Consider the following 21,824-nt stretch of genomic DNA (forward strand, 5'->3'; position numbering starts at 1 on the left):
AGCCCGATGAGCCAGGCGGCGCAGAACCTGAACTGGTTGATCACCAACTTCGTGGACAACACCCCCGGGGTGTCCCACACCGTGGTGGTCTCCGCCGACGGACTCCTTCTGGCGATGTCCGAAGGCTTTCCGCGCGACCGTGCCGACCAGCTCGCGGCCGTCGCCTCCGGTCTGACGTCTCTGACGGCAGGCGCCTCCCGTATCTTCGAGGGTGGCAGCGTGAATCAGACGGTTGTGGAGATGGAGCGCGGATTCCTCTTCATCATGTCCATTTCCGACGGTTCGTCGCTCGCGGTGCTCGCGCATCCGGAGGCCGACATCGGCCTCGTGGGGTACGAGATGGCGCTCCTGGTCGACCGCGCCGGTACGGTCCTGACGCCCGATCTGCGTGCGGAGCTCCAGGGGAGCCTGCTCAACTAACAGACACACGGTGCGTTTTGGCGTCCCGAGGCCATAAGGTTTCGGGACGCGGCTCCACAGTGATGGGTGCGAGGCACAGTCGGAGGAGGACAGAAAGTGGCAACACCCCCAGGCGGTTCACCTTCGGGTAACTGGTCGTACGGCCCTGGCCAGGGCCAGGGCGACGGTTCCCAGAACCCCAACCGTTACAACTTCCCCTCCGCTCCGAGCCAACGGCGTCAGCAGCCGTACGCACCCCAGGGCCCCGGGCCGTCGCCGTACGACCAGCCGCCGGCCCCGCGCATCCAGCCCGTGCAGCCGCAACGACGTGCCCCTGAGCCCGCGCCCGCCGGGGCGGCGAACAACCCCCTGGTGCGCCCCTACGCCATGACGGGCGGCCGCACCAGGCCGCGGTACCAGCTCGCCATCGAGGCGCTGGTGCACACCACCGCGGCTCCGCACCAGATGCAGGGCCAGTTGCCCGAGCATCAGCGGATCTGCAACCTCTGCCGGGAGATCAAGTCGGTGGCCGAGATCTCGGCCCTGCTCACGATCCCTCTCGGCGTGGCCAGGATCCTCGTCGCCGACTTGGCGGAGGCGGGCCTGGTCGCCATCCATCAGCCCGGCGGCGACGAGAGCGCCGGCGGCCAGCCAGACGTGACACTGCTCGAAAGGGTGCTCAGTGGACTTCGCAAGCTCTAGCGGAGGGCCTTCCCGCTCCACCACCTCCGCGAAGATCGTGGTGGCTGGCGGCTTCGGCGTGGGCAAGACCACGTTCGTCGGCGCCGTCTCGGAGATCAACCCGCTGCGCACAGAGGCCGTGATGACGTCCGCGAGCGCGGGCATCGACGACCTCACCCACACCGGAGACAAGACGACCACCACGGTCGCCATGGACTTCGGCCGTATCACCCTGGACCAGGACCTGATCCTGTACCTGTTCGGCACGCCCGGCCAGGACCGCTTCTGGTTCATGTGGGACGACCTGGTGCGCGGCGCGATCGGCGCGATCGTCCTCGTGGACACCCGCCGCCTCGCCGACTGCTTCCCCGCGGTCGACTACTTCGAGAACAGCGGTCTGCCCTTCGTGATCGCCCTCAACGGCTTCGACGGCAACCAGCCGTACAACCCGGACGAGGTCCGCGAGGCCCTCCAGATCGGCCCCGACACCCCGATCATCACGACGGACGCCCGCCACCGCGCGGACGCGAAGTCGGCGCTGATCACGCTCGTGGAGCACGCTCTGATGGCACGCCTGCGGTAACGAGAGACTCCAACGGCCCCTGCGCCTCCCCCGGGAGGCACGGGGGCCGTTTGCGTCCCAGCGGATCTCCAGAGCCGCGCGGGCCCCAAGGGATGCGCGAAGGCCCCGGCCGCCCAAGGGGGCGGTCGGGGCCTTCGTCAGTTGTGCGCGGGGCTCAGTGCCAGCTGTGCGGGGCGCGGAAGCCGGGCTCGCGCTCCAGGCGGCGCCAGCCTGCCTTCGGGCGGCCTCGGCGGGTCGGGGCGGCAGGGGCGGCGGCCGCGCGGGCCAGGAGGATGGCCGTGATGGCGGCGACTTCCTCGGGCTCGGCGTGGCCCTTCTCGACACGAATGTCATGCGTGGTCATGGGTGTCAGTCTCCGTGAGAGAGGTTTCCGCGGGGGAACCGCAGAGGTTCCGCAGGGTTACTGCGGGGGGTTGCCGTGCTTGCGGGAGGGCAGGTCGGCGTGCTTGGTGTGCAGCATCGCCAGGGACTTGATCAGCACCTCGCGGGTCTCCGCGGGGTCGATGACGTCGTCGACCAGGCCGCGCTCCGCCGCGTAGTACGGGTGCATGAGCTCGGACTTGTACTCCTTGACCATGCGGGTCCGCATGGCCTCGGGGTCCTCGGCCTCGGCGATCTGGCGGCGGAAGATCACGTTGGCCGCGCCTTCCGCGCCCATGACGGCGATCTCGTTGGTCGGCCACGCGTAGGTGAGGTCCGCACCGATGGACTGGCTGTCCATGACGATGTAGGCACCTCCGTAGGCCTTGCGCAGGATCAGGGAGATCCTCGGCACGGTCGCGTTGCAGTAGGCGTAGAGCAGCTTCGCTCCGTGCCGGATGATCCCGCCGTGCTCCTGGTCGACGCCCGGGAGGAACCCGGGGACGTCCAGGAAAGTGATGATCGGGATGTTAAAAGCGTCGCACATCTGGACAAAGCGTGCAGCTTTTTCCGACGCCTCGATGTCCAGGACCCCGGCCAGGGACTGCGGCTGGTTGGCGACGATGCCCACCACCTGGCCGTCGAGGCGGGCCAGGGCGCAGATGATGTTGCGGGCCCAGCGCTCGTGGACCTCCAGGTAGTCGCCGTCGTCGACGATCTCCTCGATGACCTTGGTCATGTCGTACGGCCGGTTGCCGTCCGCCGGGACCAGGTCGAGCAGGATCTCGCTGCGGCGGTCCGTCTCGTCGCTCGGCTCCACCCGGGGCGGGTTCTCGCGGTTGTTCTGCGGGAGCATCGACAGCAGGTAGCGCACCTCGGCGAGGCAGGTCTCCTCGTCGTCGTAGGCGAAGTGCGCCACGCCGGACGTCTCGGCGTGCACATCCGCGCCGCCGAGGCCGTTCTGGGTGATCTCCTCGCCGGTGACCGCCTTGACGACGTCCGGGCCGGTGATGAACATCTGCGAGGTCTCGCGGACCATGAACACGAAGTCGGTGAGGGCGGGGCTGTAGGCGGCGCCGCCCGCGCACGGGCCGAGCATCACCGAGATCTGCGGGATGACTCCGGAGGCCTTGGTGTTGCGCTGGAAGATGCCGCCGTAGCCGGCGAGCGCGGAGACGCCTTCCTGGATACGGGCGCCCGCGCCGTCGTTCAGGGAGACCAGCGGGGCGCCGGCCGCGATGGCCATGTCCATGATCTTGTGGATCTTCGTGGCGTGGGCCTCGCCCAGCGCGCCGCCGAAGATGCGGAAGTCATGGGCGTAGACGAAGACCGTACGGCCCTCCACGGTGCCCCAGCCGGTGATGACACCGTCCGTGTACGGCCTCTTCGCCTCCAGGCCGAAGCCGGTCGCCCGGTGTCGCCGCAGTTGTTCGACCTCCCGGAAGGAATCCGGGTCCAGGAGGAGCTCGATGCGCTCCCGTGCGGTCAGCTTGCCCTTGGCGTGCTGCGCCGCGGTCGCCTTCTCGCCGGGGCCGGCCAGCGCCTGCGCACGGATCTCGTGCAGCTCGGCGACCCGTCCGCGCGCGTCCGTCGGTTCACCCGTCGGCTCGCCCGTCGCCTCGTCGGTCGACTCACCCGGCGCCTCATCCAAAACGGTCATGTAGCGACCTTACGAACACCACCAAGGAAAGCTCGCCGTCGACTCCGTACAGTCTCCGGACCGTTTCCTTGGTACCCCTGAACAGAACCGGGGCTGCATGCAGCCCTTCTGACTGCTCAGAGGGCACCGTGCTTGTAGGGGTCGTACAAACTCATCCGGTGAGAGTCACCTCACATTCATGGGTGGCACATGCCCTCCCCGGGGTGACACGCACACCCAGTCGGCGGCCTGTGGAGACCACCGACCGAGGGTCCGCGCGGATCACCGCGCCCATCGGGTGGTCCCAGCCGATCTCAGCGGCGCACCAGTGCGGGGCGGCGGCTCGCTCACGCAGAGGTTGACTTGCACCTCGGGCTGAAGCCCGAGGATTCTGGCCTTCTCGATCGTTGCTGTGCCGCTACGCGGCACGGGGTTCGGTCGGGAATCCGTGGCTTCCTGTTTCTTCGCAGTGTGCCAGAACGAGTTCTGGTCTTACCGGCGCTCCGCAGGCCGATACCGCCAGTCCGGCGGCCGTCTTCACGTTGATCGCGGCGTTGATGTCCCGGTCGTGGACTGTGCCGCAGGCGGCGCACGTCCATTCCCTCACGCCGAGGGGTTTGGGCCCGTCTTTGACGCCGCAGGTGGAGCAGACCTGACTCGTCGGCTCAAACCGGCCGATCTTGATCAGGGCCCGCCCGTACCGTTGTGCTTTGTACTCCCGCATGTTCACGAATGAGGCCCAGCCAGCGTCGTGGACGGACTGGGCCAGTCTGGTGCGTGCCAGTCCCGTCACCGACAGGTCCTCCACGGCGATCCCTTGGTTCTCGGAGATCAGCTTCGTGGAGAGCTGGTGGTGGAACTCATGGCGGGCGTCGGTGACCTTGACGTGGGCGCGAGCGACCTTGAGCCGGGCTTTTTCGCGGTTCTTCGAACCTTTCTGCTTGCGGGACAGTTCTCGCTGGGCCTTCTTCAGCTTCTTCTCCGCGCGGCGCAGAAACCGCGGGGAGTCGATCTTCGTACCGTCGGACAGGACGGCAAAGTGCGTCAGGCCGAGGTCGATGCCGATGGTGCGGTCGGTGGCGGGCACCCGCTCGGCATCCGCCTGTGGGTCGGTGTCGATGACGAAGGAGGCGAAGTACCGCCCGGCGGAGTCCTTGATGACGGTGACCGAGGTGGGGGTGGCGGGCAGCGTGCGGGACCACTTCACCTTCACCGGACCGATCTTCGGCAGGTTCAGCCGGCCGCTGTCGGTGAGGTGCCAGCGGGCGTTGGCGGTGAACCGGATCGACTGCCGGGCGTCCTTGCGGGACTTGAAGCGCGGGGCGCCCACCTTGGGGCCCTTGCGGGTGCCCTTGAGGGAGACGAAGAAGTTGCGGTACGCGGTCTCGACGTCGCGCAGGGACTGCTGCAGGACGACCGCGGAGACCTCGCCCAGCCAGGAGCGTGAGGTGGTCTGCTTCGCCTGGGTGATCAGGCGGGTGGACAGCTCGCCGATCTTCGGGAACGGCTGCTGGGCCTTGCGGGCGTCCTCGCGGGCGCGCACCGCGTCGTTGAACACGACGCGGGCGCACCCGAACGCCTTCGCCAACGCCCTCTGCTGGCCGGGGTCCGGGTACAACCGGAAGGCGTACCGGAGCTGCATGACGATCACGCTACATACTTGGGTTATGGGTGAGATGCAGAAGATCAGAACTGGTCGGCACATACTTTCGTGATGCATGTGCACTTGGTCTTCGTGACCAAGTTCCGGCACAAGGTGTTCACCGATGCCCACTTGAGGCGCATGGAGGAGATCATGCGGTCGGTGTGCGCGGACTTCGAGTGCGATCTGGTGGAGTTCAACGGCGAGAACAACCACGTCCACCTGCTGGTGAACTTCCCGCCCAAGGTCGCCGTCACCAAACGGGTCAACTCCCTCAAGGGTGTCTCCTCGCGCCGTCTGCGCCTGGGGGCACCTCCCGGCCGAAGGCTGGGGGAGAGTTCCCCTGCCTGGACGGCACTACTGGAGGGCCAACAAGCTGTGGTCCGGCTCCTACTTCGCCGGAACCGTCGGCGGCGCACTGCTCACCGTGGTCAGGCAGTACATCGAACAGCAGAACCGGCCGGTGTGAGCACAGCCCGGCTTTGCCGGGACCAGCGATCACGACGCTCCGCGCCGCGGGTGGTGAACATGCCGTGTCCGGCTCCGCCGGACCAGAAGCGGCGACGCTCCGCTCGCAACCATCAGATTCGCTTCACCACCGGGCTGAAGGCCCGATGCACTGCGAATGAACCCCGTAGCGGTGCGGCCTCGGCGGCGGGCCAGCACGCTCGCACCGGCGGACGCGGTCAGCCCGCCGGCCGTGCGGAAGCCGCGGGCGAGCTCGCCGGTTTCGGCGAGGCGGGAGGCGTACGGCTCGGTGGCGGGGTCGTAGCCGGTGCCGAGGGCGAGGTCGAGGTCGAGGTCGAGGTCGAGGTCGAGGTCGAGCCAGCGTCGGCGGAGGGTGTCGTAGGGGTCGGCGGCCGCGTCCGCAGGGAGCCGGGGGGCGGCGGCGATGGTCGTCGTGGTCGTCGCAGGCAGGGCGGCGGTGAGCAGGAGGGCCCGGCGGGTGGGGCCGGGCAGGGCGAAGGCTCGGCGCTGCGGATCCATGACCGTTTTGTCTACCACTTCCGCGCCATCGGCCCAGCACTCCGCCGAAAAGGTTGAAGCGTCACCGGAATAGGTCTACGGTCGTCTCTGTTGACCTGGTTGAACATTCAACATCACCCCGTCGATCCGCTAGGAGCACGTCATGGGCATCTTCGGCCGCAAGGACAGCGCCGACACGACCGCCGCGGCGCCCGCCGCCCTGAACCCCGACCTCGCCGCGCTGACCGGTGACTACACCATCGACCCGTCCCACACGACGCTCGGCTTCGTCGCCCGGCACGCCATGGTCACCAACGTCAAGGGCAAGTTCCTCGACTTCAGCGGCTCCCTGCACCTCGACGGCGGCGACCCGTCCGCGTCCACGGCGTCCATCGACGTCAAGATGGACAGCATCGACACGGGCTCCGCGGACCGCGACGGTCACCTCAAGGGCTCGGACTTCTTCAAGACGGACGAGTTCCCGACGATGACCTTCCGCTCGACCTCGGCCGAGGCCCTGGGCGGCGACGACTACCGCATCACCGGCGACCTCAGCGTCCTCGGCGTCACCAAGCCGATCACCATCGACCTCGAGTTCAACGGCGCCGCGAAGGACCCCTTCGGCAACGAGCGCGTCGGCTTCGAGGGCAAGGCGGAGATCATCCGCTCCGAGTGGGGCCTGACCTGGAACGCGGCGCTGGAGACCGGCGGCGTCCTGGTCTCCGACAAGATCAAGCTGAACTTCGACATCTCGGCGATCAAGAACGCGTGAGCCTGCCGGCGGCTGCCCCGAGGAGCCGCAACCCGGTGAGCCGTCGAGACACGTGAGCACCGAGCGCGCCCGCCCTCCGATCCCCACGGACCGGGAGGGCGGGCGCTCGGCGTGTCATCCCCGCGCCAGTCTGCCGACGGCCGCCGCCAGTTGAGCCTCGCGGCCCTCCGGCGTACGGGCCCGCAGGACGGGGAGCATGGCGAGGTACCGGTCCGTCTTGCCGAGGCGCTCGAAGGCGGCCTTGGCGCGGGGGTTCCGTTCCAGGGCGGTGATGAGGTCGTCGGGGACGGTGGCCTCGCGTTGCGACTCGTACGCGGCGGCCCATCTTCCGTCGGCCTTCGCGGACTCCACCTCGGCGAGTCCGGCGGGGCGCATACGGCCGCCCGCCGTCAGTTCCTCCACGCGCCGCACATTGACCATCGACCACAGGCTGCCGGGGCGACGCGGGGTGATCCGCTGCAGGTAGTGCGTGGCGTCGAGCGCCTTGCGCTGACCCGTGATCCAGCCGTGGCAGAGGGCCACGTCGTTGACGTCGGCGGCGGTGACGGAGGGCAGGCCCGAGGACTTCTTGGCGACCTTGACCCACAGGCCCGGGTGAGGGGCCGGGTGGGCGGTGAGCCAGTCGTCGAGGGCGGTCGTGGTGTCGAAGGCTCGGGGCTGCGGGTCCTCGGGGGTCATGGGGACACCGTAGGCGGCGAGCCGATGGGACGCGGCCGGTGAGCGCTGTGCGCGTGGCCGAATCCCACCCCTTGTGCGGGCGCTCACGGGGTTCTCATAATCCAGCAACAGATTTGACCTGCGCATGCCAGCAAGAGGCACTTCTTTGTTGCCCTTAATGACATGCGCGCGTCAATTTTGTGTCTCCTCGTACGTCTCGCACCGTCCCCAGGTCAACCCCCCACGGAAGGCATCACGTTGAAGAGACTCCTCACGGCACTCAAGAGATGCGCGGCCGTCGGTGCCGCCGCCCTCGCGATCGCCAGCCTTCAGCCCGTCTCGGCCGCCAACGCCGCCCCCGCCCCCGTCGTCGGCGGCACCCGTGCCGCGCAGGGCGAGTTCCCGTTCATGGTCCGGCTCTCGATGGGCTGTGGCGGCGCGCTGTACACCCAGCAGATCGTGCTCACCGCCGCGCACTGCGTGGGCGCGACCGGCAACAACACCAGCATCACCGCCACCGCCGGTGTCGTGGACCTCCAGTCCACCACCGGCCGGGTCCAGGTCAGGTCCACCAAGGTGTACCGGGCCCCCGGCTACAACGGCACCGGCAAGGACTGGGCACTCATCAAGCTCGCCGCGCCCATCAACCTGCCGACGCTGAAGATCGCCACGACCACGCAGTACAACACCGGCACCTTCACCGTCGCCGGCTGGGGCTCGGCCTCCGAGGGCGGCGCCCAGCAGCGGTACATGCTCAAGGCCAACGTGCCGTTCGTCAGCGACGCCACCTGTCGCTCCTACAGCGGCTACAGCGGCCTCGTCGCCGCCGAGGAGATCTGCGCCGGCTACGCGGCCGGCGGCGTCGACACCTGCCAGGGCGACTCCGGCGGCCCGATGTTCCGCAGGGACAGCGCCAACGCCTGGATCCAGGTGGGCATCGTCAGCTGGGGCATAGGCTGCGCACGGCCCAACGCCCCCGGCGTCTACACCGAGGTCTCCACCTTCGCCTCCGCGATCGCCTCGGCCGCGTCCACGCTCTGACGCACGCGCGCCTCACCTCGTCACCTCGTACGACCGGGCCCGGCGCTGTCCTGCGCCGGGCCCGTCCCGGAGCGTCAGAACCTGCGCCGGAGCGTCAGAACCCGCCGCCGAAGTCCCCGCCGCCTCCGCCGAAGTCGCCGCCTCCGCCGAAGTCGCCGCCTCCGCCGTAGTCCCCGCCGCCGAAGCCGCCGCCGAAGTCGTCGGTGTGGAAGTCCGCGCCGGACACGTCACCGCCCTCGTAGCCGCCGGCGCCGAAGTCGCCGTAGCCGGAGCCGTAGTCGGCGGCGTAGGCCGGGGTGGCCATCATGCTGCCGAGCATCGTGCCGATGAGCAGGCCGGGCAGGATGCCGCCGCCGAAGTAGCCGCCCGCCCAGGGACCGTAGGCGGGGCCCGCGTCCCAGTAGGGGCGGCGGCCCTGTTCCGTGTCGACCTCGCGGATCACCGGATCGCGGCCGTCCGTCAGGCGGGTCCGGTCAGCCGCGCAGACCGGGACCTCGCGCGGGGTGCCGTCCACCGGTGTCCAGGTCGCGTCGGCGACCGAGGGGCCGTGGCGCGGGTCGAAGAAGCAGGGGGCCCGGCGCTCGGGCAGCGGCCGGCCCTCGCGGCGGGCGGCGAGTCTGGCCAGTGAGAAGCGGCCGTCGTCGATGGACTGGGTGACGGCCCGGACGTCCTCCGGTTTCGCGGCCTGGGCCATGAACGTCTTCGCCTTCTCGTACGAGTCCAGCCCGCGTTCGTAGTCCTCGCGCATGGCGTCGGTGGCGCCCGGCTCCCCGGGATGGAAGTCGAGACGGTCCAGCTCCTCGCCGAAGGCGGTGATGTCCTCGTCGACCACGACGCGCAGCCTCTCCAGCGCGGCCCGCTGCGCCTCCTCGTGCCGGCGCCGCCTGCGCCGTACGAGCGCGTACGCTCCCCCGCCGCCCGCCACCAGGACCACACCGGCGGTGATCAGCCCGGCGGTGGACGCGCCGCCGCCGTCGGAGGTGTCCCAGCCTGCCGGGGCCGAGCCGCCCATGTTGGTCAGGGCGCGGTCGGTGAAGTCGTCGATCTGCGTCTCGGCGGCCTTCTCCGTCCCGACGCTGCTGACGAGATTCCGTACCGCCGTGGGCGACAGAACCGAGGAGTCGGCGCGGGCGTCGAAGTCGTCGCCGACGCGGATCGCGTACAGGCCGGTGATACCGGTGGCGGTGCGCAGGTCGGTGAAGAGCTGCTCGGTCGGCTGGTCGGCGGGCAGGACGGCGACGAAGAGGGGCTTGTCGGCGTCCTTGATCTGCTCGGCCAGCGCGTCGGCGTCGGCGGCGGAGAGCTGGTCGGAGGCGGCCGGGGCGACGTACACCGGATCCTCGCGCAGGGCCTCGGCGATCGTCGAGACGTCGGTGGCCGCAAAGGCGCGCGGGGCGCCCGCCGTCAGGACGGTCAGGGCCGTCAGGACGGCGAGCGCCAGTGCGGCGAGCAGTCCGGCAAGGCTTCGGGCCGATAGGGCGACCTTCATACTTCGAAGCTACCCGAAAGCCGACGAAAAAGGTCTCTTCGGACCAGCGGGAACCCGGTCGCTCAGGCCGCCGCCCGATAGGCCGCCGTCAGCTTCTCCACCGCCTCTCCGTACCGCCCGGTCAGCAGCAGATGGTCCGCGTCGGCGAAGGGCTTCGCGACCGCCGCCGTGACGTCCTGGCCCACCTTCTGCTGGACGATCAGCCGGGCCCTGGTGACGAGCGCACGGCCGGTCTCCTCGGCTCCGGCCCGCTCGGCCGCCCCGGCCGCGACGCCGAGTGCCTTCAGGGCCGTCGTGCCGCCCTCCGGGACCCGGCTCAGGGTCGTGAGTCCCCAGCCGTAGGGGAACTGCGGGTCGTACGCCGCGTCGCCGACGTTGATCGGCAGCTGCGCCTGGGACTTCGGCCAGGTCACCGGGAGCTGTCCGGTGAAGGGCCGCCTGCCGTACAGGACGTCGGCCACGCCGTCTCCCTGCGTGCCCGGCAGCCAGGAGGCGACCAGGGCGTCGATGTCGCCGAGCCGGTCCCCGAGGAGCTGGGGGCGCCCGGAGACGATCAGCACCGCGCACCTCATCGCGGCGCACACCGTGTCGACGGCCGCTCGGTCGGCGGCGGACAGCTCCAGGTCGTGGCCGTTGCCGACGTCGCCCATGCCCTCGGCGTACGGGGTCTCGCCGACGACGACCACCCCGACGTCGTGGCCGCCCGTCGGTGCCGAGGCGTCCTTGGAGTAGGTGACGTCACCGCCCGCCTCGCGCATCCCTTCGAGGATGGTCGTGCCGGGGGTGATGTCACCGGAGGAGCCCTGCCAGGTGACGGTCCAGCCGCCGCTCTGGTTGCCGATGTCGTCGGCGTTGGACCCGGCGACGTACACCTTCTGGCTCTTCCGCAGCGGCAGCAGCCCCGTGGAGTTCTTCAGCAGCACCTGCGACTCGGCGACCGCCTGGCGGGCCACGGCGCGGTGCCCGGCGGAGCCGATCCGGGACGCGCCGCTCGTGTCGGCGTACGGCTTCTCGAAGAGCCCGAGCTTGAACTTCTGGGTGAGGATGCGCGACACGGCGTCGTCGATCCGCCGCTCACCGACGCGGCCCGTCTCGACCTCGTCGAGGAGTGTGGCGTGGAAGTCCTGGTAGGCGTACGGGACCATGATCATGTCGAGGCCCGCGTTGACGGACGTGCGGACGTCGGAGGCGTAGTCGCCCGGGAGCTGGTCGATGGCCGCCCAGTCGCTGACGACGAAGCCGTCGAAGCCCATACGGCCCTTCAGGACGCCGTTCAGCATGTCGGCGCGGGCGTGCATCTTCACCGGGCCCCGGCCGTCGCCGGCGATGTCGAGCGAGGAGTAGGACGGCATGACCGTGCCGACACCTCGGTCGACGGCCGTCTGGTACGGCGCCAGGTGGACGGTCTCCAGCTGCCGCCGGGTGACCTTGGTGACGCCCTGGTCGATGGTGTACGTCCCGGTCGTGGACGAGCCGTACTCGGTGCCGCCGTCCCCGACGAAGTGCTTGGCGGTGGCGAGGACCTTGTCGCCGTCTTTGAGATCACTGCCGTCGGCGGCGCCTTGGAAGCCCTGGACGACCGTCTCCATGGCATCGACCAGTGCCGGGTCCTCACCGAAGGCCTCGTAGGAGCGGCCCCAGCGTTCGTCGCGGGTGACGCACAGGCAGGGGGCGAAGTCCCAGGGGATGCCGGTGGACCGGACCTCGGCGGCGGTGACGGCGGCCGTCTTCTGGGCGAGCCGGGGATTCCTGGACGCTCCGACGCCGATGTTGTGCGGCATGATCGTCGCGCCGACCAGGTTGTTGTGACCGTGCACGGCGTCGACGCCGTAGATCAGCGGGATCTGGAAGCGGGTCGCCTGTGCGCGCAGTTGGAACGCGTCGATCATCTTCGCCCACGCCTCGGGCGTGTTGGGCGTCGGTGTCGAGCCGCCGCCGGACAGGAGCGAGCCGAGGTCGTACGCGGCGATGTCACCGGGGTTGGTGACCGCTCCGCGCTCGGCCTGGGTCATCTGCCCGGCCTTCTCCTCGAGGGACATGCGGGACAGCAGGTCGGCCACGCGCTTCTTCACCGGCAACCTGGCGTCGAGATACGGCAGTCCGTGCGCGTCGATCACGATCTGCGGTGTCTCGGACGGGGGTTTGGCGCCGTTGACGGTCAGCTTGAGCGGGATCGTCTCGGCCGACTCCGCCTGCTTGTCCTTCAGGGTGCGGACCTTGACGGTGCGGGAGGTGCCGGAGGCGGTGCCCGCGGGGAAGGTGAACTCGCCCTTGAGGGGCGTGAAGTCGCCGTCGGTGCCCGTGCCGGTCGAGGTGGTCTCGTAGGCGATGGTGACGGGCTCGTCGATCGGGGCGGAGCCGGTGGTGGCGACGGTGAACCGGACGTCGGCCGTGCCGCCCTCCTGCACCGGATACACGGCGGCGTCGGTCGTCACGCTCGCGCGCAGCGACTGGTCGGCCCTGCCGTACAGCTCGACGCCGTCCATGGCGAAGTCGCCCTTGACGCCGACGGGGAGGGTGATGGCGTATCCCCACGTCTCGGTCAGGCCGAGGATCTGGTCGATGCCGCCGACGGGCTGGTAGTCCGTGCGGTACGCGAAGTCGGTGAAGGGGATCTCGATCTGTTTCCAGCCGCTGAAGTCGTCCGTGAAGGACGTCGTCCAGAGCTCGGAGGCCTCCCCGTCGGCGCCGCCGTCCTTGATCTCGAAGGCGATCCTCTTGCCGTTGTTCCGCCCGTCCCACCAGAGGCGGACGCCTTGGTGGGCGGACCAGTCGTGGGCGGGTTCGGCGAAGGCGAAGTCGTGGGTGAAGCCGCCGTAGCCGCTGATGTCGTAGGTGCCGGTGAGCACCTTGTCGCCCTCGGGGGCGTCGTCACGTGCGGTGAGTTCGAGGGCGGGCGGGTCGTCGGTGTCGCTGCCCCAGGTGAAGATGCCGCCGGCGGGCGGGGAGGCGAAGGGGACTTCGCCTTCGAAGCGGTCGACGGGGACGGGCGCCGGGTCGTCGGCGGCTCGCGCGGACGCCAGCGGGAGCAGTCCGGTCAGCAGGGCGGCGGAGGCTAAGAGGGCGGTTCTTCGCATGGAACATCCCCTGGCTCTCGTGGTCCAACGGTGTCTCGTGCATCGACGTGCGGCTCAGCACACGCCGTGAGTGAACCGGTGCCCCAGGAAGCCGTCAAGACCACATCAGGAGGGGCGGTACTCCGCTGCCCGGCCGAGGAACGGGCCGACGACCGGGCGTGAGCCTCGGCGAGTCGGGAAACTCGCCGAGGACTCCTGCTGAGCGGCCTGCTACTCGGCCGGCTCGACTCCCGCCCGCAGCAACCCGTACGTGTAGGCGTCCTCCAGGGCCTGCCAGGACGCGGCGATCACGTTCTCGGCCACGCCGACGGTGGACCACTCGCCCGCGCCGTCGGAGGTGGAGATCAGGACGCGGGTCGTGGACTGGGTGCCGTGGACGCCCTCCAGGATGCGGACCTTGTAGTCGACGAGGTCGAGCTTGGCGAGCTGGGGGTAGATCTGCTCCAGGGCGACGCGCAGGGTGCGGTCCAGGGCGTTGACCGGGCCGTTGCCCTCGGCCGTGGCGACGATGCGCTCGCCCTTGGCGAAGAGCTTGACGGTGGCCTCGTTGGCGTGGATGCCGTCGGGGCGGTCCTCGACGATCGCTCGCCAGGACTCGACCTCGAAGTACCTGAGGGGCTTGCCCTCCACCTCGGCCCGCAGGAGGAGTTCGAAGGACGCGTCGGCGGCCTCGTACGTGTAGCCCTTGAGCTCGCGCTCCTTGACCCGGTCGACCACCCGCTGGATCAGCGCGCGGTCGCCGCCGAGGTCGACGCCGAGTTCCTTGCCCTTGAGCTCGATCGACGCGCGGCCCGCCATGTCGGAGACCAGCATCCGCATGGTGTTGCCGACCTGCTCGGGGTCGATGTGCTGGTACAGGTCGGGGTCGACCTTGATGGCCGAGGCGTGCAGGCCCGCCTTGTGGGCGAAGGCGGAGACACCGACGTACGGCTGGTGGGTGGAGGGGGTGAGGTTCACGACCTCGGCGATCGCGTGCGAGATGCGCGTCATCTCGCGGAGCTTGCCGTCGGGCAGCACCTTCTTGCCGTACTTCAGTTCCAGGGCCGCCACGACGGGGAACAGGTTGGCGTTGCCGACCCGCTCGCCGTAGCCGTTGGCCGTGCACTGGACGTGGGTCGCGCCCGCGTCCACCGCGGCGAGGGTGTTGGCGACCGCGCAGCCCGTGTCGTCCTGGGCGTGGATGCCGAGGCGGGCTCCGGTGTCGGCGAGGACCGTGGCGACGACCGCCTGGACCTGCGCCGGGAGCATGCCGCCGTTGGTGTCGCAGAGGATGACCACGTCGGCGCCGGCCTCGGACGCCGCCCGTACGACCGCCTTGGCGTACTCCGGGTTTACGCGGTAGCCGTCGAAGAAGTGCTCGCAGTCGACGAAGACGCGGCGGCCCTGCCCCTTCAGGTGGGACACCGTGTCGCGGACCATCTCCAGGTTCTCGTCGAGCGTGGTGCGCAGGGCGAGTTCCACGTGCCGGTCGTGGGACTTGGCCACCAGGGTGATGACGTCGGCTCCCGAGTCCAGGAGCGCCTTGACCTGGGGGTCCTCGGCGGCCTTGGCGCCGGCCCGGCGGGTGGCGCCGAAGGCGACCAGCTGGGCGTGCTTGAAGTCGATCTCCTGCCGGGCGCGGGCGAAGAACTCGGTGTCGCGCGGGTTGGCGCCGGGCCAGCCGCCCTCGATGAAGCCCACGCCGAAGTCGTCCAGGTGCCGTGCGATGGCCAGCTTGTCCGCGACGGTGAGGTTGATGCCCTCCCGCTGCGCGCCGTCGCGCAGGGTGGTGTCGAAGACGTGGAACGAATCGTCGAGCTCGCTGGTTTCGGTCATGGTGTCAAGGCTCCTGTGTCGGATCTCGGTCTGTACCGGAATGACCGGCTCCACCGTCCTCACATGGTCCCTCGCGCTCTCGCCTCCGGCTGCGGGTGGGCCAGAAAAGCGAAAAACCTCTCGCGGGTGCGAGAGGTCTGCGCGCGGGTCGAAGACGACGGTGTCCGCCCGTACCTGGTCGTACGTGGCGGTCACTGCGGACCGGCGCGCCTGCTGCCAATAATCGTGGCGAACGAGAGCACGGAGGCAGTCTGGCACAGACCGTCCCCGTGCTCACCGTCCGTCTCAGGATGCGAGCACTCGGTTGATCACCGCAGGTGGCGCACGAAGACGTGCGTGGTGTCGGCGGAGTCGCCGGGCACGAGGTCGGCGGCGCTGCTGCTGAAGGCGACCTGGCGGCCGTGCCGGTCGATCACCGGGAAGGACACCCCGTAGGAGCCGCTCGGGCCGCCCTGCACCGAAGGGCTGGCGAGCACGGTGCGCCCGGTGCGCAGATCACGCACGTACGCCTGGCTCGCATGGTTCGGGTCGGCAGGGTCGGACGAACCGAACACGAGGTACCGGCTGTCGGCGCTGAGCCGGGGCTGGGCGGTGGAGGCGGCCGGGTCGGCGGCGTCGATCCGCCGCACCTTCCCGGTCTTCAGGTCGCGAACGAAGGCGTTGTGTCCGTTGTTGGTGTCGCCCGGCGTCAGCTGCGAGTCGAGCGAGTTGAAGACCGCGTACCGGCCGTCGGCGCTGACCTGCGGGTACTCGGTCTGCGCGTCGGAGGTCCTGCCGTCCGGTGCCTTGTCGGCCTGGAAGAGCTCGCCGCTCGGCACATCACGGACGTAGGCGTCGCTCCAGTCGCCCCGGGTGGGGTACGGGACGAAGAACTGGTAGCCGACCCGACTGCCGTCCGCGCTGATGGACGGACGGGTGGCGGCGGATTTCCAGGCGTTCTCGCCGGGCACCTGGCTGATCCGGACGGCCTCGCCGGTCACGCGGTCGACGCGGTAGACCCGGTTCGAGCCGTCCCCCGCCGGCGTGTCACCCGTGCGCAGGGCGACGAAGGCGACATAGCGGCCGTCGGCGCTGAGGGCGGGGCTGCTGCCGGCGCTGTAACCCGCGTCGACGGCGTCGTCGATCCGCTGGAGGGCGCCGGTCTTCAGGTCCTTGACGAAGACGTGGTTGTCGGCGGTGTCGTGGGTGGCGTTGGAGGTGAACGCCAGATACCGGCCGTCGGCACTCAGGGAGACGTCCAGGACGTGAGCGTCCCACGGACTGCCGTTCTCCGCGGTGCTCGCCAGACGGGTGGTACCGGTCGTCAGATCCCGCACGAAGGCGTCGGCGGTGCCGTTGGTGTCGCCCGCGACCAGGTTGTCGGCGTCGGAGACGAAGGCCAGGTGACGGCCGTTCGCACTCAGACTCTGGCCGCCGGAGGCGCCGTTGCCGTCCGTGCCGTCCGGGGCCACGCTCGCCTTCTCCGTGTACGGGACGCCGGGTGCGGCGCTCACCGGGGTGCCGGTGAGTGTCATGGCCGCGGTGGCCGCGACGACGGTGGCCGCCAAGGCGGCGCGATGCTTCTTCGTACGCATGGTTGTTCCCCCGTTGGTTTTGTCCATGGTTGTTCCCCCGTGGTCGTTCGTTGTCATTGCACTGTCCGCAGGAAGACGTCCGTCACCCCGTTGGTGTCTCCCGCCACCAGATCGGGTGACGCCGACTCGAACGCGACGGCCGTGCCGTCGGCGTTGACGGACGGGTGCCCGGCCGGGAGGTCGTTGCGGCCGCCCCAGCGGTCGACGCTGATCAACTGCCGCTTCCCGGTGGCGAGTTCGAGCAGGTACACGGAACGGCCCGAGGTGTACGCGACACGGGTCCCGTCCCCCGAGAGCGAGGGCTGCGCGCCCTCGGCCCGGGTCGTGGTGCCGGTGTCGAGGTCGCGGACGTGGACGTCCCGGCCGTGCTGGAAGGCGATCTTGCGCCCGTCCGAGCTGAGGGAGGGGGCCGAGGAGTCGCCGGCGACCTTCTCCAGGGCGCCGGTGTCCAGGTCGCGGACGTGGATGTCACCGTCCTGCTCGAAGGCGATGTACCGGCCGTCGTAGGTGATCGACGGGTTGCCCGCCGCCTCGCCCGAGGGCTCGCTGACCAGGTCCGTGGTGCCGCCGTTGAACCGGAAGCGGTAGACGTGGGGCTGAGGGTGCGGGTCGGCGTCGGTGCCGGGCAGGGTGGCGGCGTAGGTGATCCACTGGCAGGTGGGGTCCACCGCGGGCTGTCCCATCCAGGTGAAGCGGACGCCCTGGTAGGAGCTTAGGCTGGTCAGCTTGCCGACCGAGCGGTTGCGGATGTGGACGCCCGGGCCGCCGTCGGATGCGAGCGGGGCCACGTAGCCGACCATGCGTCCGCTGTAGCAGGGCGTGCCCTCGTGCGCGGGGCCCTGCGTACCGGAGTCGACCTGGGAGATGCCCTCGGTGGCGTTGACGAGGACGTTCGTGTCCTTCGGGCTGTCGGTGCCCTGCGAGGTGAAGGCGACGACCTTGCCCTCCCCCATCGCCGGGTCGTGGGACGCCCCGGCACGTTGCCGCCCGTCCGGCGTCGTGCTGATCCGTTCGGTGACGGACGGCATCGGGTCCGGGTTCTCCCGGAGGCCGCCCGAGAGGACGAACACGTCCGGCTCCCGGTTGGTGTCGCCCGCCACCAGGTGGGACGCCCGCGAACCGAACACCACCGCACGCCCCTGGGCGGCCAGCATCTGAGATCCCGACTGGGCGTCCGCAGGGAGAGCCGCCCCGCGCCGGCCCGTCCGCAGGTCGCGCACCCGCATCCCGTCCTCGCCGCCGACGACGGCGTACCCGCCGTCCGCCGTGGCCGAGAAGGGCCGCCCCTCGGCCACGCGCCGCGACTCGCCCGTGCTCAGGTCGTGGACGTACAGGCCGCTCTCGGCGTCCAGGAGGACGCGGCGGCCGTCCGCGGTGATGCGGACCAGGTAGGCGACGCCGAGGCCCTTGTCGACCTGGGTCCGCTCGCCCGTCGCCCGGTTCTTGACGAACACGTCGACCGGGTCCGTCTCGGAGTCGACGCGGACGCCGTAGGCCACCTGCTTGCCGTCGCCGCTCACCGAGGCCCCGGCCTTGTCGCCCTCCTCGGCCGGTGAGATCAGCTCGTCGGTGCCGGTGGCCGTGTCGCGGACGTACAACAGCCGGAAGTTCTCGTCGCCGTTGCGGTTGCCGATGGTGTACGCGACGTGCGTGCCGTCCGGGCTGATCGACTGCGCGCGGCCCAACTCGTGGGGACCGGGCGGGTTCTCGGGCCACAGCCGCTCCGAGCGGCCGGTGGCGCGGTCGTACAGGTACGGGGCCAGGAACCGGGTGCCCGCGGAGTAGGCGATACGGCCCCCGTCGGCGCTCGGCAGCGGCGAGCCGTAGGTGTGGCCGCTGCCGAGGTCGATCCTGGTGACCCCGCCGGTGGCCAGGTCCTTCACGAGCAGGCACGGCGAGAAGTGCGCGCAGCCGAAGCTCGGCGCGTTGGACGTGAACGCGACCCGCCGGCCGTCGGCGCTGATCGCGGCGCCGTCGGACGGCCCGTCGGCCTGGGCGCCGTCGGCGGCGGTGCTGACCCGTTCGACGCGCGGTGCGTGCGGTGCCTGCGGTGCTGCGCCGGCACTCGGAACGGCGGCTCCGGCGAGCACCAGCAACAGCACCGCGCCTAACGAGCCTCTGGACACATGTACGGCTCTGGACATGTTCCCCCCTGTGGTCCCCGTGGACGCTTCACCCCCGGCCCCGCGCCAAGGGCTCCGTTCGAGGCAAACGCACCAGCGGCCACCGGGTCAATCGGCCTTATTGCGTACAACCCGGGCGGGGGGTCACGCGTCCGCGAGGAGGCTTTCGTCCAGGAAGTCCCGACCGTGGCCGAGAATCGTCCCCGGTGACGGAGTGCGTGCTCGTCGGCCGCCGGTCCTGGCTTCCTGTCGTCGGGGGCGGCGCCGGACGGGCCGGCGCACCCGTCGGCGACGGGCCGGGAACGCGTGCGGGCCGCCGCGGACACAAAGTCCACGACGGCCCTGACTTCTGGCGCAGGACACTAGCGTCTGTCCGGCGGATCATGCCGCAGACGCGGGGCCTGGCCCGCCGATCTGCGGCGTTGGTCGCCGGTTGCCGACTCCCCCACTCTCGACCTCGCTCGAGCGGGGGGACCCCCATCACGTCGACGCCCTCCTCCGCCTTGCAGCTCGACGCACCAGGCCCCGCTCACCTGCGTCGACGAGGCGCCGCGGATGTCCTGCGGCCTGATCCGCCGGACAGACCCTCTAGCCCAGCTTGTGCATCCAGCCGTGCCTGTCCTCCGCCGTCCCGCGCTGGATGTCCAGCAGGGCCTGGCGCAGCCGCAGCGTGACCTCGCCGGGCTCGCCGCCCGCCTGCTGCCACTCGGCGGTGGCGCGCTTGACCGTGCCGACGGGGGTGATCACGGCCGCCGTGCCGCAGGCGAAGACCTCGGTGAGGGTGCCGGCCTCGGCGTCGCGCTGCCACTGGTCGACGGAGACGCGGCCCTCCTCGGACTCGTACCCGAGGTCGCGGGCGACGGTGAGCAGGGAGTCGCGGGTGACGCCCTCCAGGATGGAGCCGGTGAGGGCGGGCGTGACGATCTTGTCGCCGTACACGAAGTACAGGTTCATGCCGCCGAGTTCCTCGACCCACGTGTGCTCGACCGCGTCGAGGTAGCAGACCTGGTCGCAGCCCTTGGTCGCCGCTTCGGCCTGGGCGAGCAGGGAGGCCGCGTAGTTGCCGCCCGTCTTCGCGTCGCCCATGCCGCCGGGGACGGCACGGACGCGGTCCTCGGACAGCCAGATGGAGACCGGCTTGACGCCACCGGGGAAGTAGGCGCCCGCGGGGGACGCGATGACCAGGAAGAGGTACTCGTTGGCGGGCTTCACCCCCAGGCCGACCTCGGTCGCGATCATGAACGGGCGCAGATAGAGGGACTCCTCGCCGCCGTGCGCCGGGACCCATGCCTGGTCCTGGCGGACGAGCGCGTCGCACGCCTCGATGAACGTCTCGACCGGCAGCTCCGGCATGCCGAGGCGGCGGGCCGAGGACTGGAAGCGCCTGGCGTTCTTCTCGGGGCGGAAGCTGGCGACGGAACCGTCGGGCTGGCGGTAGGCCTTGAGTCCCTCGAAGATCTCCTGCGCGTAGTGCAGGACCATGGTCGCCGGGTCGAGGGAGATCGGCGCGTACGGGACGAGCTGGCCGTCGTGCCAGCCGCGGCCCTCCGTCCACTTGATGATCACCATGTGGTCGGTGAAGTGGCGGCCGAACCCGGGGTTGGCCAGGATCGCGTCGCGCTCCGCGTCGGAGAGTGGCGAGGCCGAGGGCTTGAGCTCGATCGTGGGCGTCGTCATGAGTGGTTGTCCTTCACCGGTCGGATAGTGACGGGCCGCGCTCACGCCCGTACTGCCAGTGGCCAGTGCTAGGACGTCCGAGCATTCCCTCATTCCGCGGCTCCGCGTTCGATTATCTCGCGACGGAGGCCGTGGACGAAAAACAGCGTGAAATGCGGCCCAGGGGATGATGGTGGCACCCCGGCGGGGACATGCGAAAGCCGCCGGGTGGTGAGTGGACCCGGCGGCTTCGAGAGGTTCGCGACAGCGCGGCGGGTCAGCCGGCTACTCGTACGGCGAGCGCGTCGCCGATCTCGGAGGTGGAACGGGCGGGCTTGCCGGTGCGCTCCGCGAGGTCGGTGGAGACGGCGTCCTCGATGCGGGCGGCCTCGGACTCGTAGCCGAGGTGACGCAGCAGGAGGGCGACGGACAGGACCGTGGCGGTGGGGTCGGCCTTGCCCTGACCTGCGATGTCCGGGGCCGAGCCGTGGACCGGCTCGAACATGGACGGGAACTCGCCGGAGGGGTTGATGTTCCCGCTCGCGGCGACGCCGATGCCGCCGGAGACGGCTGCGGCGAGGTCGGTGATGATGTCGCCGAAGAGGTTGTCGGTGACGATCACGTCGAAGCGCTCGGGCTGCGTGACCAGGTAGATGGTCGCCGCGTCCACGTGCATGTACTCGGTGGTGACGTCGGGGAACTCCGTGGCCACCTTGTTGAAGATGTTCGTCCACAGGTGACCCGCGAAGGTCAGCACGTTGTTCTTGTGGATCAGCGCGAGCTTCTTGCGGGGGCGGGCCTGGGCGCGGGCGAAGGCGTCGCGGACCACGCGCTCGACACCGAAGGCCGTGTTGACGGAGACCTCGGTGGCGACCTCGTGCGGAGTGCCCTTCCTGATGGTGCCGCCGTTGCCGGTGTACGGCCCCTCGGTGCCCTCACGGACCACGACGAAGTCGATCTCGGGCTCGCCGGCCAGCGGGGTGGCGACACCCGGCAGCAGCTTCGACGGGCGCAGGTTGACGTGGTGGTCGAAGAGGAAGCGGAGCTTCAGCAGGAAACCGCGCTCCAGGACACCGGACGGGACCGACGGGTCGCCGATCGCGCCGAGCAGGATGGCGTCGTGCTGCTTGAGGGCCGCGGCGTCCGCGTCGGTGAGGGTCTCACCGGTGGCGTGGTAGCGCGCGGCGCCGAAGTCGTACTCCTTGGTCTCCAGCTTCACATCCTGCGGGAGGACGGCGGAGAGGACCTTCAGGCCTTCGGCCACGACTTCCTGCCCGATGCCGTCACCGGGGATCACTGCGAGATTGAGGCTGCGAGACATGTCGGCACCGTACTCCCTCGTCCCATGTG

Annotated in this window: 17 protein-coding genes and 1 pseudogene; 6 read left to right on the plus strand and 12 right to left on the minus strand. The window is 70.2% G+C overall.

Annotated features, from left to right (window positions below; translation table 11 throughout):
• The first annotated feature begins 6 nt into the window (after positions 1 to 6).
• The 3 genes from KUM49_RS01060 to KUM49_RS01070 all read left to right on the plus strand — a co-directional run bounded on the left by KUM49_RS01060 (position 7) and on the right by KUM49_RS01070 (position 1,663).
• Entirely contained in the window at positions 7 to 420 is a 414-nt protein-coding gene (locus tag KUM49_RS01060; RefSeq protein WP_033321188.1) for a roadblock/LC7 domain-containing protein, read from the plus strand.
• A gap of 96 nt (positions 421 to 516) precedes the next feature.
• Positions 517 to 1,101 carry a DUF742 domain-containing protein gene (locus KUM49_RS01065; protein WP_217234708.1) on the plus strand — a complete coding sequence of 195 codons (585 nt, stop codon included), beginning with the start codon at positions 517 to 519 and terminating at the stop codon, positions 1,099 to 1,101.
• Entirely contained in the window at positions 1,082 to 1,663 is a 582-nt protein-coding gene (locus tag KUM49_RS01070; RefSeq protein ID WP_026248371.1) for an ATP/GTP-binding protein, read from the plus strand. Before KUM49_RS01065 ends, KUM49_RS01070 begins: the two co-directional genes overlap by 20 nt.
• A gap of 154 nt (positions 1,664 to 1,817) precedes the next feature.
• Here KUM49_RS01070 and KUM49_RS01075 read toward each other — a convergent pair whose 3' ends face one another.
• The 3 genes from KUM49_RS01075 to KUM49_RS01085 all read right to left on the minus strand — a co-directional run bounded on the left by KUM49_RS01075 (position 1,818) and on the right by KUM49_RS01085 (position 5,304).
• Complete coding sequence (locus KUM49_RS01075; RefSeq protein WP_217234709.1) at positions 1,818 to 2,006, minus strand: acyl-CoA carboxylase subunit epsilon; 189 nt, start codon at positions 2,004 to 2,006, stop codon at positions 1,818 to 1,820.
• Between the two features lie 57 nt (positions 2,007 to 2,063).
• Positions 2,064 to 3,683 (minus strand): acyl-CoA carboxylase subunit beta, encoded by a 1,620-nt coding sequence (locus KUM49_RS01080; RefSeq protein ID WP_217234710.1) that lies wholly within the window; start codon positions 3,681 to 3,683, stop codon positions 2,064 to 2,066.
• Positions 3,684 to 4,080: 397 nt separating this feature from the next.
• The gene (locus KUM49_RS01085) at positions 4,081 to 5,304 is read right to left on the minus strand and encodes an RNA-guided endonuclease TnpB family protein (RefSeq protein WP_217234711.1); all 1,224 of its coding nucleotides are present in this window, start codon (positions 5,302 to 5,304) and stop codon (positions 4,081 to 4,083) included.
• A gap of 25 nt (positions 5,305 to 5,329) precedes the next feature.
• On the opposite strand from KUM49_RS01085, the pseudogene tnpA reads away from it, so the two are divergent.
• Positions 5,330 to 5,773: pseudogene (gene tnpA / locus KUM49_RS01090) on the plus strand (IS200/IS605 family transposase).
• A 29-nt stretch (positions 5,774 to 5,802) separates the two neighbouring features.
• Here tnpA and KUM49_RS50590 read toward each other — a convergent pair.
• Positions 5,803 to 6,291, minus strand: a complete 489-nt coding sequence (locus KUM49_RS50590) for a hypothetical protein (protein WP_374200116.1) — start codon at positions 6,289 to 6,291, stop codon at positions 5,803 to 5,805.
• A gap of 142 nt (positions 6,292 to 6,433) precedes the next feature.
• On the opposite strand from KUM49_RS50590, the gene KUM49_RS01100 reads away from it, so the two are divergent.
• Positions 6,434 to 7,042 (plus strand): YceI family protein, encoded by a 609-nt coding sequence (locus tag KUM49_RS01100; RefSeq protein ID WP_217234712.1) that lies wholly within the window; start codon positions 6,434 to 6,436, stop codon positions 7,040 to 7,042.
• Positions 7,043 to 7,156: 114 nt separating this feature from the next.
• Here the strand turns inward: KUM49_RS01100 and KUM49_RS01105 are convergent, their stop codons facing one another.
• Entirely contained in the window at positions 7,157 to 7,720 is a 564-nt protein-coding gene (locus tag KUM49_RS01105) for a YdeI family protein (RefSeq protein WP_217234713.1), read from the minus strand.
• A 237-nt stretch (positions 7,721 to 7,957) separates the two neighbouring features.
• On the opposite strand from KUM49_RS01105, the gene KUM49_RS01110 reads away from it, so the two are divergent.
• A complete protein-coding gene (locus KUM49_RS01110; RefSeq protein ID WP_217234714.1) occupies positions 7,958 to 8,740 on the plus strand; it encodes a serine protease in 783 nt (260 codons plus the stop codon).
• Between the two features lie 94 nt (positions 8,741 to 8,834).
• Here KUM49_RS01110 and KUM49_RS47955 read toward each other — a convergent pair whose 3' ends face one another.
• The 7 genes from KUM49_RS47955 to KUM49_RS01145 form a co-directional block, all read right to left on the minus strand.
• Positions 8,835 to 10,229, minus strand: a complete 1,395-nt coding sequence (locus KUM49_RS47955; protein WP_254400529.1) for a hypothetical protein — start codon at positions 10,227 to 10,229, stop codon at positions 8,835 to 8,837.
• 62 nt (positions 10,230 to 10,291) lie between these two features.
• A complete protein-coding gene (locus tag KUM49_RS01120; RefSeq protein ID WP_217234715.1) occupies positions 10,292 to 13,306 on the minus strand; it encodes a glycoside hydrolase family 3 N-terminal domain-containing protein in 3,015 nt (1,004 codons plus the stop codon).
• A 210-nt stretch (positions 13,307 to 13,516) separates the two neighbouring features.
• On the minus strand, positions 13,517 to 15,121 hold the full coding sequence (gene cimA / locus KUM49_RS01125; RefSeq protein WP_217234716.1) for a citramalate synthase: 1,605 nt from the start codon (positions 15,119 to 15,121) through the stop codon (positions 13,517 to 13,519).
• Positions 15,122 to 15,429: 308 nt separating this feature from the next.
• A complete protein-coding gene (locus KUM49_RS01130; RefSeq protein WP_217234717.1) occupies positions 15,430 to 16,695 on the minus strand; it encodes a hypothetical protein in 1,266 nt (421 codons plus the stop codon).
• A gap of 53 nt (positions 16,696 to 16,748) precedes the next feature.
• Positions 16,749 to 18,839: a hypothetical protein gene (locus tag KUM49_RS01135; protein ID WP_254400530.1), complete on the minus strand. Its 2,091-nt coding sequence runs from the start codon at positions 18,837 to 18,839 to the stop codon at positions 16,749 to 16,751.
• 567 nt (positions 18,840 to 19,406) lie between these two features.
• Entirely contained in the window at positions 19,407 to 20,495 is a 1,089-nt protein-coding gene (locus KUM49_RS01140; RefSeq protein ID WP_217234718.1) for a branched-chain amino acid aminotransferase, read from the minus strand.
• A gap of 256 nt (positions 20,496 to 20,751) precedes the next feature.
• Positions 20,752 to 21,795: a 3-isopropylmalate dehydrogenase gene (locus KUM49_RS01145; RefSeq protein ID WP_217234719.1), complete on the minus strand. Its 1,044-nt coding sequence runs from the start codon at positions 21,793 to 21,795 to the stop codon at positions 20,752 to 20,754.
• Positions 21,796 to 21,824: the final 29 nt, after the last annotated feature.

This window comes from Streptomyces sp. AC555_RSS877 (assembly GCF_019049245.1).
In the GTDB taxonomy this organism is placed as follows: Bacteria; Actinomycetota; Actinomycetes; order Streptomycetales; family Streptomycetaceae; genus Streptomyces.